This is a genomic window from Sphingobacterium sp. UBA7249, from assembly GCF_002472835.1.
Taxonomy (GTDB): Bacteria; Bacteroidota; Bacteroidia; order Sphingobacteriales; family Sphingobacteriaceae; genus Sphingobacterium; species Sphingobacterium prati.
The window spans coordinates 26,315-38,835 of the sequence record NZ_DKST01000010.1; the positions used below are offsets into that span (position 1 = coordinate 26,315).

The 12,521-nt window shown below is 36.6% G+C and carries 13 protein-coding genes; 8 read left to right on the forward strand and 5 right to left on the reverse strand.

Features of this window, described 5'->3' with window-relative positions; genetic code table 11:
* The first annotated feature begins 140 nt into the window (after positions 1-140).
* From B4A24_RS06190 to B4A24_RS06200, 3 genes are all read left to right on the forward strand, one after another.
* On the forward strand, positions 141-536 hold the full coding sequence (locus tag B4A24_RS06190; protein WP_293943592.1) for a VOC family protein: 396 nt from the start codon (positions 141-143) through the stop codon (positions 534-536).
* A 93-nt stretch (positions 537-629) separates the two neighbouring features.
* Positions 630-1,724, forward strand: coding sequence for a DNA alkylation repair protein (locus tag B4A24_RS06195; RefSeq protein ID WP_293943594.1), 1,095 nt, complete (start codon positions 630-632; stop codon positions 1,722-1,724).
* 279 nt (positions 1,725-2,003) lie between these two features.
* Positions 2,004-2,588 carry a hypothetical protein gene (locus tag B4A24_RS06200; RefSeq protein ID WP_293943596.1) on the forward strand — a complete coding sequence of 195 codons (585 nt, stop codon included), beginning with the start codon at positions 2,004-2,006 and terminating at the stop codon, positions 2,586-2,588.
* Between the two features lie 515 nt (positions 2,589-3,103).
* On the opposite strand, the gene B4A24_RS06205 is transcribed toward B4A24_RS06200, so the two are convergent.
* The 4 genes from B4A24_RS06205 to B4A24_RS06220 all read right to left on the reverse strand — a co-directional run bounded on the left by B4A24_RS06205 (position 3,104) and on the right by B4A24_RS06220 (position 7,004).
* Positions 3,104-4,303: a metallophosphoesterase gene (locus tag B4A24_RS06205; RefSeq protein ID WP_293943597.1), complete on the reverse strand. Its 1,200-nt coding sequence runs from the start codon at positions 4,301-4,303 to the stop codon at positions 3,104-3,106.
* Positions 4,304-4,502: 199 nt separating this feature from the next.
* Positions 4,503-4,928, reverse strand: coding sequence for a VOC family protein (locus B4A24_RS06210; RefSeq protein WP_293943599.1), 426 nt, complete (start codon positions 4,926-4,928; stop codon positions 4,503-4,505).
* Positions 4,929-4,997: 69 nt separating this feature from the next.
* Positions 4,998-5,645 carry a TetR/AcrR family transcriptional regulator gene (locus B4A24_RS06215; protein WP_293943601.1) on the reverse strand — a complete coding sequence of 216 codons (648 nt, stop codon included), beginning with the start codon at positions 5,643-5,645 and terminating at the stop codon, positions 4,998-5,000.
* Between the two features lie 84 nt (positions 5,646-5,729).
* The gene (locus B4A24_RS06220; RefSeq protein WP_293943603.1) at positions 5,730-7,004 is read right to left on the reverse strand and encodes an aminotransferase class I/II-fold pyridoxal phosphate-dependent enzyme; all 1,275 of its coding nucleotides are present in this window, start codon (positions 7,002-7,004) and stop codon (positions 5,730-5,732) included.
* A 1,012-nt stretch (positions 7,005-8,016) separates the two neighbouring features.
* Between B4A24_RS06220 and B4A24_RS06225 the strand changes: the two genes are divergently transcribed.
* Positions 8,017-8,427 carry a DUF6157 family protein gene (locus tag B4A24_RS06225; protein ID WP_293943605.1) on the forward strand — a complete coding sequence of 137 codons (411 nt, stop codon included), beginning with the start codon at positions 8,017-8,019 and terminating at the stop codon, positions 8,425-8,427.
* Between the two features lie 83 nt (positions 8,428-8,510).
* Here the strand turns inward: B4A24_RS06225 and B4A24_RS06230 are convergent, their stop codons facing one another.
* On the reverse strand, positions 8,511-9,227 hold the full coding sequence (locus B4A24_RS06230; protein WP_293943607.1) for a DedA family protein: 717 nt from the start codon (positions 9,225-9,227) through the stop codon (positions 8,511-8,513).
* Positions 9,228-9,693: 466 nt separating this feature from the next.
* Here B4A24_RS06230 and B4A24_RS06235 point away from each other — a divergent pair, with 466 nt between their 5' ends.
* The 4 genes from B4A24_RS06235 (at position 9,694) to B4A24_RS06250 (ending at position 12,521) form a co-directional block, all read left to right on the forward strand.
* Positions 9,694-10,146, forward strand: coding sequence for a DinB family protein (locus tag B4A24_RS06235; RefSeq protein ID WP_293943609.1), 453 nt, complete (start codon positions 9,694-9,696; stop codon positions 10,144-10,146).
* Between the two features lie 48 nt (positions 10,147-10,194).
* Complete coding sequence (locus tag B4A24_RS06240; RefSeq protein ID WP_293943611.1) at positions 10,195-10,662, forward strand: OsmC family protein; 468 nt, start codon at positions 10,195-10,197, stop codon at positions 10,660-10,662.
* A 167-nt stretch (positions 10,663-10,829) separates the two neighbouring features.
* Positions 10,830-12,065: a TCR/Tet family MFS transporter gene (locus B4A24_RS06245; RefSeq protein ID WP_293943613.1), complete on the forward strand. Its 1,236-nt coding sequence runs from the start codon at positions 10,830-10,832 to the stop codon at positions 12,063-12,065.
* A 168-nt stretch (positions 12,066-12,233) separates the two neighbouring features.
* Complete coding sequence (locus tag B4A24_RS06250; RefSeq protein ID WP_293943615.1) at positions 12,234-12,521, forward strand: hypothetical protein; 288 nt, start codon at positions 12,234-12,236, stop codon at positions 12,519-12,521.

The following is a 12,521-nucleotide window of genomic DNA, read 5'->3' on the forward strand; positions in this document are numbered from 1 at the left end:
TTTACAACTATTTTCCAGCCTATTGGTGGCCTGAAAGTATACATCTGAATCCCCGATTTATTATTCATTATCTTTTTAATGTTGACAAGCTATTGTCAGTTCTATGGTCTAGCTTTGTCGAGCAATAAAAACATTATAACATGAAATTTCAATCCATTCGAATTATTACAAACGACATCAGGAAGTCTGTAGCGTTTTACGAAAAGACTTTAGCAGTCGATGCCCATTGGTCCACAGAGGATTTTGCGGAATTGTCAATAAATGCCATTACACTGGCCATTGGTAGTACACACACATTACAGTTATTTGGAGATGACTTAACAATTAACGGAAATAATTCCGCTATCATCATTGAATTTAAGGTGAATGATGTGGATGAAGGATATTTAAGGATAAAAAATATCACTGAGAAAATCATTCAAAAGCCTATCACGATGCCTTGGGGAAATCGTTCACTGTTATTTTGTGATCCCCATGGAAATCTGCTGAACTTCTTCACTCCAGTAAGTCCTGCAGCTATTCAAAAATTTAGTTAGGTTTTATCGTTTATTAGATACTATAATATTGTTTTCCTTTTAGTTATTTCTTTATTAAGAATGTAATATGTTTAAACTATATCATCCGTATTTATGAGTCTTATCAAAGATATCTATTCTGCCAGTTTCTACCAACAGCTAGCAGATCAGTTTAGCAGGGTGAAACCTGATTTTGATCGCAAGCAATTTATCAAGCGAATTTTTGGTACTAATTTTAATGATTTAGAATGGAAGGAACGGACAAAACACAGCACGCAAATCCTGTATGATTTTCTGCCCCCCGATTTTCGAGATGCAGTTAACTTGATCAATCAGGTTGTCAAAAATTTAATTGCAGAGGGGCATTCTGGCGGGCTTGAATATATTATTTTTCCTGACTATATTGAAACTTATGGTATAGATCATTTTGAATTAGCAGTACAATCGTTTGAATTAGTTACAACATTCATAACCTGTGAATTTGCAGTTCGTCCCTTTATTATCAAATATAGAGAGCAGATGATCGCTGTTATGAAGGAATGGGCTGGAAGTCCGTATGCACCAGTTCGCCGTTTAGCAAGTGAAGGTATTCGTCCACGATTGCCATGGGCAATAGCTATCCCCTTTTTGAAAAAAGATCCGGCTTCAATTTTACCCATTCTGAACTCGCTAAAAAATGATGTATCCGAAACTGTAAGAAGAAGTGTCGCCAATAATTTAAATGATATTTCGAAAGATCATCCAGCTATTTTATTGAATATAGCATGTCATTGGAGAGGGATTAGTAAAGATACAGATGCAATTATAAAACATGCATGCCGTACATTGCTCAAGCAAGGACATCCAGAGATTCTGCATTATTACGGTTTGGATAGTGCACATTTCAAGGTCACTGATTTGAAAATTAAAACTCCAGTTGTAAAAATTGGCGACTATGTTAGTTTTTCCTTTAAGATTGAAAACACCCATCTTCGCTCAAAACCCCTCAGACTAGAGTATGGATTGCATTATCAAAAGTCAAATGGGTTAATGTCACGCAAAGTATTCAAAATTAGTGAAAAGATCTACCAGGCATCTGAAACCCGCTTGATACAACGGAGACAGTCATTTAAAGTGATCACTACTAGAAAATTATACACTGGTAAACACAAAATTTCCATTATTGTCAATGGACAGGAAACTTTAATGATGGAATTCGAATTGATATAGTGTTGTTAAATAAAGGGTACGACGGATGCTTTTTAAACTTTCGGTAATGGCTTAAAAACGATGTGAGCAATTAAGATGTTTTTTCAATTGGGAACCTATTCCGTTCATTCACAAGGTTTAGTTTGTCAAAGCAATGCCATTTGGCTAAGGCGATGTTGTCTAAAAATTATCTTACTGTTAAATTAGATTTGATTCAAATTGTAATTAGATCTCAAGAAAGATACTGAAAGCGAAGTTTTAAAATTATCTTTAAGGTGCTAAAAATAACGAGCGACTGATATGGAAAAAATTAGAACTTTTCAGCAATATGAGCTAAATAAAATCAGAAAAAATGTCAAAGATAGCGGACTGCAATTCGAAAAGTTTGGGAGATCTTCAAATATAATGGACTATTCTGATAGAGAAATCAACGAGATGATCTTGGGGATCTACCGGGATAGTAAACATCTTATGGTTGATGGGGATTATTTTATTGATGTCTCTACCGTTCAAAAAGCAACATGCATTTTAAGCGATATATCCTATTCGCGTAGGATAAAACCTGATAAAACGGCAGCTATAAAATTAAACGACATAAGAAATTTCTATATTGAGGACTATTTTTTGGAAACAAGCGAGGAATTCTCAAAATCCTATACACACAAGATAACAGGTTACCTGAAAAAAATTGGTGGTATTAGCCTTGGAAAAGGAAAGTACAGCCATTATTATTCTATTCCAAATGATTTCAAAACTTTTTATAAAGAAACTCCCATAGATCTTTTCTATCCCATCCAGCACTATATCAATGGCTTGTTTTTTGGTGATGATTACCATGTATCGACTTTCGAAGTTGTTAGTAGCCTATCGATTATCGACGAGTAGGATTACGATTTTTCTGCAATTTTTTATTAAAGCTCTTATGGTTGGACGGCCTACCATAAGAGCTTTATGCTATCTCCTGATTATTTGAGGGTTGTTTGTTCAACAGCGTTATTACTAATCTCTTGGGATATGAAATTTCAACAGACTGATATGCTTTTCGGCCAATTCAGGTTATTCAGCCACATTTCCTATTTACAATAATAAGAGTTCAATATAAGGGTATTTGGATGCTAACTTCTTTATCACCTGTAGTTTTCAAACTACAAGTTTTATTAGCGCTACAATGATATTTACAATAAGGCATGACTTTTGTCAATTAGAATTTATAAGTAATAAAAGTTATGAGAAGAACACCTTATACTACAACTGTTATTGTCCTATTGGTATTATGTGTGATAGTACTGATGACAACATGTGCAAGAATTGTATAAATGCACTCCCAGTGCTGCATTGTTGGGAATTTAATAAGCAACTGGTACATTTCGCCTTAGTTCTTATTTACCTTCGGTTATCTTTTAGGATACCGGAAAATTATGGGTAGACTTTTTGAGCGTGATGACAGTAATTTCCGGCCATACACCGATTCTTCCTTTTAACCCATGGTAACCGAAGCCACGGTTTACGTACAGATATTTACCTTGTTTTTGATATAATCCGGCCCACTGTTTATAAAAATATTGTATTGGACTCCATTTAAAACCAAAAAGTTCGATCCCAAATTGCATACCATGTGTATGGCCAGCAAAAGTCAGGTGCACATGCTGATTATGTGCTAAGGTCACTAGGTCCCAATGCGAGGGATCATGTGACATCAATATTTTAAAAGAATCAATCGATAATTGGGAGGTTGCTTTACTGAGGTCTCCATATTGATGGAAACCACCCTTCCCCCAATTTTCTATACCGATCAATGCGATACTGGCCCCCTTTTTTTGAATAGCGACAGATTCATTCATCAATAGTTTAAATCCCATTTCCTGATGAATCTCTTTCAACCTATTAAGATTTTCCGCCTTTAGCTCATCGCTGTTCCACTGCAAATAATCTCCATAATCATGATTCCCGAGCACTGAGAATTTGCCAAACGGAGCCTTTAATAAGCTGAAATCCGATATCCAAGATTCCATCTCAGCGGCTTTGTTATTAACAAGATCTCCTGTAAACAGCAACAGATCACTATGCTGGGCATTTGCCAAAGCGATGCCCTTTCGTACACCGTTGATATCGGATAAACTTCCGGAATGAATATCTGAAATCTGTGTAATTTTAAAACCGTCGAAGGCATCTGGTAAATCAGGAAAGCTCAGGGTCTCTTCCCTTACTTGATAAAGATGTCGCCCTCTTGTCAGCCCGAACGTGATAAAGAATAGAATTAACATTGCAAGTGTAAGCACCAGTTCGCTTACATATATATTTCGGGGTGGAAAAGCCTGTAGCAGACGGATCACGTCTTCAATCAATAAGATCGGGAAGGTAAATAATTTTGGTATAAATATTAATAGAAAAGTAGTGGCTAAATCACCTGCCAATCGTTGTATATCCCTCCCCTGCCGCCGAAAAAAAATTAGCATAAACACACCTAAAAGCATTAATACATCTATGTACCAATATATTTTATGCAATAATGGTGCGTGAAAAACAGTGGTAAATGCTTGGAAGAAGTAAATATCAGCAATTACAAATGCCATTAATACGATCAATAATCTTTTTCCCATGATTCTGAATATAAATCTAAGCTGGCTAATGATATGCCAAAAAGTGTGTTGTATGAAATGGGTATCTCCTTGGATCAAATCCTGATTTCTGTATGACAATACGATGTATTTACCAAGATTTAGTTAGCACAATTGACAAATTGGCATACAAATTTGAGTAGAAGTATAGGTTATGTTTTGGTGTTAGAAGCTACAGTAACTATTTGCGGACGGGTTGAGCCAAACCGATAAGTAGCCCTTCCACCCCACGGATATAGCAAAGGCGATAAGCATCCTCATATTGGACAATCTCTCCCACAAGCTGAGCTCCATGTGTGATAAGTCTCGTCAACAACTCATCAATATTATCAACTGTAAACATCGCTCGCAAATAGCCTAAAGAGTTCACAGGTGGAGTTCTATGGTCAGATATCACTGGTGGCGCATGGAATTTAGATAATTCTAGCCTGCTATGGCCATCAGGCGTAACCATCATCGCCACTTCAACCAGCTGTCCAGGGACACCTGTAATTCGACCTGCCCATTCGCCCTCGATAATACTGCGTCCTTCAAGCTGCAATCCCAGTTCTGCAAAAAATAAAATAGCTTTGTCTAGCGAGTCTACTACAATACCAACATTGTCCATTCGCAATAATTTACTTTGTTGAATCATAGCTATGCATATTAAATAAATAGTATATAATAAGAACAGCGCTTATGAAGATACAGTTTTTTCATTTTCCCCATAAGCCCAGGAAAGAATTGTTTTAACTGCATTACGAATTCTGTCTAATCCCTCATCATTTAATTCAATTTCACAAAAAGTACTGTCCGTATTTATTGAATGCAATACTAGATAATAAATCCCCGCAGTAAGAATACTACTAATGGCTCTTAAATCAACATTTCTACCCTCTAGCTCTTGATCGGCAAATGCGAAGAATAAGGCGCTCATCTTTTCACGCTCTCTTGTAATCTGTGACATAATCTCTGATTTTTCACTTATTTGCCAGAGGACTGCCTTTTGCATTTCAGTATTTTCAAGAAAACTATCCATTTGATTCAATAGAAGTGATTCCAGAAAACCTTTTGACCCTTCCTTTGGTGCGCTACCAAAATATTCAACAGCGCCCAAGGTTGCAGCCACCCAGTAATCTTTACTTCTAATATAGATTTCCACTAAATTATCAACGGAACCAAAATAAAGCGAAATGAGTTTTCTGTCAACACCTGCAATTTTAGAAATATTGGCAATTGTTAATCCTGTATACCCCTTTTCTCTAAGAACCTGACCAACAGACAAAATAAGTTTGTTCATGGTGCGTTCTTTATCATTTTTTTCTCCTTTATAAGTTTTACGCATGTGTTATCGATATGGTATTGATCTGAATTCCTAAAATTAAGGATTCAGATCAATATAATAAATAATAAAGATGATAAGGTTAACTTATCTTGATTTTTTCAAGCTCACAACCTTACTAATGTCTTCCAGTACGTTTAATACTTTATCCAAATGTTCCTTACTATGCGTAGCCATCAGGCTTGTACGAATACGTGCATCTTTTTTTGCTACACCGGGATAGACGATACAATTCGCATAGACTCCATTTTGTAACAACATGCGGGATATTCGAGCAGTTCGAATTGGATCACCTATCTTTATCGGTATTATTGGTGAAGATGATGTCCCAATATCTACACCCAATGATTGCAATCCCTCTTTAAAATATTTAACATTGTCTTTGAGCCTGTTGCGCCAAAAGGGCTCTTCATCAATTAAATCAATAGCTTTTAATAAACCGAAACTTGCCGGGGTTGACGTCGAAGAGAATACCTGTTGCCTGGACTGATAGCGAAGGTAATTAATGATCTCAGGCGTCGAAATGATAAAACCACCAATATGACCAAACGCTTTACTCAGCGTTCCCGCAATAATATCAACCTTATTTAACAGATTGTAAGCTTCAATAACACCTCTGCCGTTATCTCCCACAACGCCTATGCCATGGGCATCATCCACCATTAGATATGCTCCATACTTTTTAGTCAGCGCATAGATTTCGTCCATTTTCGCGAAATCGCCATTTTGCGAATACACGCCGTCAATGATAACTAATTTAGTTCTAAACTTATTCTGGGTTTCGACTAATGCCCGCTCAAGATGGACAGTACTGTTATGTGGAAATCGTTTAATATTTGTATTTAATAATCCTTCGTACACACTTGCGTGTACTTCCATATCAACAATGGCACAGTCCTCTAGTTTTAGTAAGCTCAATAAAGTAGAACTATTTGCTGTATACCCGGTCGTGAAAATAATACTTGATCCCTCTGGACGATTGAAAAATTTACAAAGCTTTTGTTCTAACGCAACATGATATTCATGGTGTCCGCCGATTAAAGGGGATGCCCCCGCTCCTGTGCCATATTTCTCTATTCCCGCTATCGCTGCGGCTTTCACTTTTGGATGTTGAGAAAAATTAAGGTAATCGTTTGACACAAGACTTACGCATTCAGTTGGTTTCTTTAGAAAGGGCGAACTTACAATCGCAGTTGGGCCGCAACCTTGTGTTATAAACCTAAAGTTGAGATGTTCATTTTTTTTCATGTAATTGATATAGGAATTGAAATACCTTGCCGTATCCATTATATCCAAACCAGCAATATTTTCAAATTCTTTGAAGCTTGCCGTCGCAAAATCAATCTGTTCTTTATTCTCCATCGATAGTTTTTTAGGTAAGTATAATCATACCTAAATATAAAGTAAAAAATAGGCTGATCATTACCTTGAGCATGTATTTAGTGGAATTTTTGACGGTACGTTTACAAGATTGGGGGGATATATCAATCATGTACTGATCTGCAAATTCGGGTTTTTATGGTAAATGACAATAGGGTAAACATCAATTACCAAAGCTCAGCTTCGCAAGACGATTGTTAAAACCTGGATATTATACAATTCAAAAAAGCGATTAAAAACAACAGTGGGTAGCCCCTACAGCTACCCCTGTTAAATTATACACCTACCTACAGTATACATATCATATCTACATTTTGTATGGGAAATTCCATATAAAGAGCTTACTTAGACTGCGCATTAAATTTGAATAAGTAAAAAATGCCTCAATGATATACAAATATAGAAAAATTAATTTTCCCTTGTATGTTAAAATTAAAAAAAGATAAAATTACATATAAAATCTTTTGTGACCGAATCGTGAACCATTATCATCGAATCTTATAATCTCTTTAAACTATATTTACTTGTATTTTTTCGTCCCTATAAGAAAATAATATATAAAGAGCATAATACGACAATAAATTTTCTCAAAACAAGGAATATTATAAATTAATGTTTTAAATTTGAAGATGGCAAACGATTAAAATCATCAATTGTTACTTTATGGTATATTTGCTATAAATATGTAATTGAATGGTATATGCGGATATGCGATATGTTATTAATAGGAAAATGGCCACTTATCAATTGATTTGTAGCCATTTATGATAGGTATACTGTAGGGTGCTGCGCAATATTTCTGTAAATTTAAGAAAAATACTGCAAAACATTTCTTTTCCGTGAAAAAAAATGTTTAAAACACAGATGAAATTAGTAATGATTTGGATAATAATTTCTTTCATTCTTTTCGTAAAGCTGAAAGAGTGCCCTATTTTACGTTTATCTCTGCATACCAGAGTTTTATAGTTGTTGACCAAAATAAATCAATAATTGTATGAAAATCCATTCTACGAACTACATTGACACTTTTATAGAGGTAGCTGAAGATATAACAGTGTCCACAGGAAATCATCCGCCAAAAAGGGATAAACAGACTGTAGCGGAAATGCAATATGAGCTTATCTCACAATCACCTTATAAGTATACTTCTGATGAACTACTTTTTCAGGTTTATGCAGATCGTAATGGACTAATCCAGGAAGAGTATGCTGACGCCAAGAACATATTTTTTTCAAAGGGGCAAGCTTGCCTGCGGGCATCTCCCCTCGTAAAAAAATACGGTTTTGGAATTCATAGTAATCATGAAGGCAGAATAGCACTTTATGGAATGGAAACAAAAGAATATCAGGACTTTTTAAACGATGATAAAATTAAAAAAGTCAAGGCGATGAAATCAAATAAGTAAATGGTCTGATTTGCAAATCAATCATAGGCACTAGCTCTAGTTATATGAAGCAATAGCGTAGTTTAAACCATATAAATCCCGATTTATTGAATAATCTTTGCTCGGTCTTTTGATGTGAATGCTTTTACGATGACAGGTGCTGTCGCAATCAACACAATAACAATAATTACAAGTTCCAGGTTTTCCTTTACCCAGACATTTTCGCCCAACAAATAGCCCAGAGTAACCAAACTTCCAGACCATACAATCGCACCAATCACATTGTATAACGCAAATTTTTTAAAGTCCATGCCAACAAGGCCGGCCACAATTGGAGCAAAGGTCCGAACAATAGGAAGAAACCTTGCGAGAACGATGGCTCCCCCACCTCTTTTTTCGTAAAACTCCTGTGCTTTCAATATATAGCTTTTTTTGAAGAGCCAGCTATCTTCTAAGCTCATTATTCGTTTACCAAAGACCTTTCCACACCAATATCCGACAAAATTTCCTATCACTGCAGCGAGCGATACAAGTACAATCCAATACAAGAGTGTAGGTATCTGTTCCGAAGGTGGAATTGTCATGTTCGAGACGATCATGCCAGCAATAAAAAGAATCGGATCACCAGGAAGGAAAAATCCAATGAGGATACCTGTCTCGGCAAAAATAATAAACAACAGTAGATATAAACCTCCATGACTAACAATCCAGTCTGGATTTGTGAGGTTATTCAGAAATTCAAAAAAAACATCCATCAATAAGTCGAATAATATCACATACAAAACGATCAGCCGCTCTTCCAATTTTAAAGCACCCTGCACCGGTTAATTGGAATACAGCCCAAATATCTTACAGCTATGTGATCTTTAATTAAAGGCGCAAGATAGAAAATCAGCCGCAATTGCAAGCAATTTTTTAAACTTATTTTTGGAACAAAATAGCTTGTCATACGAAAACACAATTTGCAGGTTCTTTTTTGACAATCCGATGTGAATATTACTGAATTGCTTGCGCTTTAAAGATTGTTTTCAGTTTACTTTGCAAATCTTCGCCTCTTAGATTCCGGGCGATTATTCTACCATCGGGACCTAGCAGAAAATTGTCAACTCCTCCTAAATCTGAAAAACCAAAAACCAGCGTCTATCATTCGTCCCACAAGGAATCTACTGAATTAGCCAGAGAAGTGCGAATAGATTGATAGCCTGACCTGACATAAAATTAATCGTTCAGTCTGCATTTACTCGCTTATTCTTGTGTATATTTAATCCCTAAATAAAACGATTCACAATGTCGGATACGCTGGTACAATTATGGTTATATAACAATTGGGCGAATAATTTACTGATCGAAAAAATGAAACAGGATGCCGAACACATTCCGTCGAACTGTTTACGATTATTAAGTCATATTATGAATGCGCAGCTGATATGGTTATATCGACTTAATGGCAAAAAACCACCTGTGGGTGTATGGGACGAACATAGCTTGTTAACCTGTGAACAATATCACCAATTAGCTTCTTCAGCATTTGCAGATAAGGTGCGCGTTGACAAGGTAAAAACGATGGAAGTCGTAAACTATACAAACACCAAGAATGAGCAGTTTCAAAATTCTTTTGGGGATATCCTTCTACATATATTTAATCATGGCACATACCACCGGGCACAAATCGCTATGGAAATGAGAAGAAGTGGGCTTGACCCTATTAACACAGACTACATTTCTTTCGTTCGAACATAAAGAGAACGGCTGGAAGTAATAACTAATAACACGTCAAATTTTTGCAGGATGGCTATAAAGCATTATTTTAAGGCTACTTTAAGATGGTTTCATCAACAGCAGCCCTCAGAAACAGCAAAGTTATATCATAAGAGTCACAGGATTTCTATCCAGGGTAAGACGGATTTACAGCTCTCAGCTGCAAAGGTTTTTAAGGGGGATCCGACATTGTATAATCCAGAGGATCTGCTATTGAGTAGCCTTGTCTCTTGTCACATGATGTCTTATTTATATGTTTGTTCTAAAAATAACATTGAGATAATTTCCTACACAGACAATGCCGAAGCAATTTTAGAAACAAGTTCTGATGGTAGTGGTCGGTTTGTTCAGGTCGATCTACATCCAAAAGTCAATATATCAGATCCCACAAAGATAGCATTGGCACTATCACTACATCATGAAGCGAGTCGGCTTTGTTTTATAGCCAACTCTTGTAATTTCCCGGTACGACATCATCCTCTTTGTGATGTCTTGTGATAATTACTTAGATAACTGCTATAGTTTGCCTTTTAGCATGACCGAAACATATTACATTCGATTTGATCTTTCGTCCACAAACCTCCTCGATTGATCCGATCGTTTATCATAAATTAAGCTTTTAAAATTTAGATGAAATTTTTTCAAGTTTTTTCTATTTTTAGACCATGATTGACAGCTCGAAAAAGAAAGCCGCTATAGGTTTTATATTTATTACTTTACTCATTGATATCACCGGATGGGGCATCATTATTCCTGTCGTTCCCAAGCTTATCGAGGAACTTATTCATAGTGACATCAGTGAGGCGGCCAAGTATGGCGGTTGGCTCGGTTTTGCTTATGCATTCACCCAATTTATATTTTCACCAGTGGTGGGAAATCTGAGTGATAAATATGGTCGGAGACCTATTATTTTAATTTCCTTATTTGGTTTCGCGGTAGATTATATTTTTCTAGCGCTTGCCCCTTCGATCGGCTGGCTATTTTTGGGGCGGGTGATAGCAGGACTAACGGGAGCCAGTTTCACAACAGCCAGTGCTTATATTGCAGATATCTCTACGGATGAAGACCGTGCTAAAAATTTTGGTCTTATTGGCGCCGCTTTTGGATTGGGCTTTATTATTGGCCCAGTAATCGGTGGATTGCTTGGACATTATGGAGCAAGGGTTCCTTTCTACGCCGCTGCTGGTTTATGTCTATTGAATTTTCTTTATGGATATTTTATTCTTCCCGAAAGTTTGGATAAAGATAAGCGAAGAGCATTTGACTGGAGGCGCGCAAATCCAATTGGATCATTCAGATTCTTAGGAAAGCATCCTGAGATCTCCGGTTTAATCGTAGCATTGATATTGATTTATATTGCAGGACACGCAGTGCAAAGCAACTGGAACTTCTTCACCATGTATAAATTTGACTGGACAGAAAGAATGGTGGGTATCTCCCTTGGCGTAATTGGTTTATTAATTGGCTTGGTTCAAGGCGTTTTAATACGCTGGACAACTCCAAAACTAGGCGAACAAAAGAGTATTTATTACGGGTTAATATTTTACGCTATAGGGTTATTGCTGTTTGCATTCGCTAATCAGGGATGGATGATGTTTGTCTTTCTAATCCCCTACTGCTTAGGTGGAATCTGTGGGCCTGCACTACAATCTGTAATTACAAAGAATGTCCCGTCAAACGAACAGGGTGAATTTCAAGGTGCATTAACAAGCTTAATGAGTGCAACATCGATTATAGGCCCGCCAATGATGACTAATTTGTTTTACTATTTCACGCACGATACAGCACCATTTAAATTCTCTGGAGCGCCCTTTTTCCTAGCATTTATTTTAATGACCATTAGCGTGATTATTGTATATTCAGCTTTTAGACGGAAGAGGAAAGAGCAACCTGGAGTTTAAATTTTAGGTGAGAATTTATTGTATAGTTCACTCGATCGCAAGATCGTGCCCGCATTCCCCATTATCTGTCGTTTGGACACTGAAAAACTTCCGAGTTTATTGTTTGATCAAATAAGGCAGAAATATATTAAAAACACAACAAATTGATATTTTCGATGTTCTATGGATATGGAAAGACGCTATAGCAAAGGAAATACGATTTCTAGCGGTCATAATGTCGGCAAAGGCAAGAATGCTAGGAAGTATCTCGTAAGTGAAATTATCCTCGATGGTAGGCTTGTTGGCGTAGGTATTTATTATGATGGTACCGACGAGCTTCGGGCCGCTGTTGTGATAAATGATCAAGGGCAAGGAGTCGAAATCCGTAATTTGCATGATGAACACTATCCAGAAGCGCAGTCAAACGATGATTTAGCGGAAATATGGCCTCTTTACGAAAAGCTCGTCGGTAAATAA

Coding starts and splice junctions, on each gene's coding strand:
- B4A24_RS06220 (WP_293943603.1), bottom strand. CDS start 7,004: ATGGAGAATAAAGAACAGATTGATTTTGCGACGGCAAGCTTCAAAGAA.
- B4A24_RS06200 (WP_293943596.1), top strand. CDS start 2,004: ATGGAAAAAATTAGAACTTTTCAGCAATATGAGCTAAATAAAATCAGA.
- B4A24_RS06210 (WP_293943599.1), bottom strand. CDS start 4,928: ATGGACAATGTTGGTATTGTAGTAGACTCGCTAGACAAAGCTATTTTA.
- B4A24_RS06225 (WP_293943605.1), top strand. CDS start 8,017: ATGAAAATCCATTCTACGAACTACATTGACACTTTTATAGAGGTAGCT.
- B4A24_RS06190 (WP_293943592.1), top strand. CDS start 141: ATGAAATTTCAATCCATTCGAATTATTACAAACGACATCAGGAAGTCT.
- B4A24_RS06195 (WP_293943594.1), top strand. CDS start 630: ATGAGTCTTATCAAAGATATCTATTCTGCCAGTTTCTACCAACAGCTA.
- B4A24_RS06205 (WP_293943597.1), bottom strand. CDS start 4,303: ATGGGAAAAAGATTATTGATCGTATTAATGGCATTTGTAATTGCTGAT.
- B4A24_RS06235 (WP_293943609.1), top strand. CDS start 9,694: ATGTCGGATACGCTGGTACAATTATGGTTATATAACAATTGGGCGAAT.
- B4A24_RS06215 (WP_293943601.1), bottom strand. CDS start 5,645: ATGCGTAAAACTTATAAAGGAGAAAAAAATGATAAAGAACGCACCATG.
- B4A24_RS06245 (WP_293943613.1), top strand. CDS start 10,830: ATGATTGACAGCTCGAAAAAGAAAGCCGCTATAGGTTTTATATTTATT.
- B4A24_RS06250 (WP_293943615.1), top strand. CDS start 12,234: ATGGAAAGACGCTATAGCAAAGGAAATACGATTTCTAGCGGTCATAAT.
- B4A24_RS06240 (WP_293943611.1), top strand. CDS start 10,195: ATGGCTATAAAGCATTATTTTAAGGCTACTTTAAGATGGTTTCATCAA.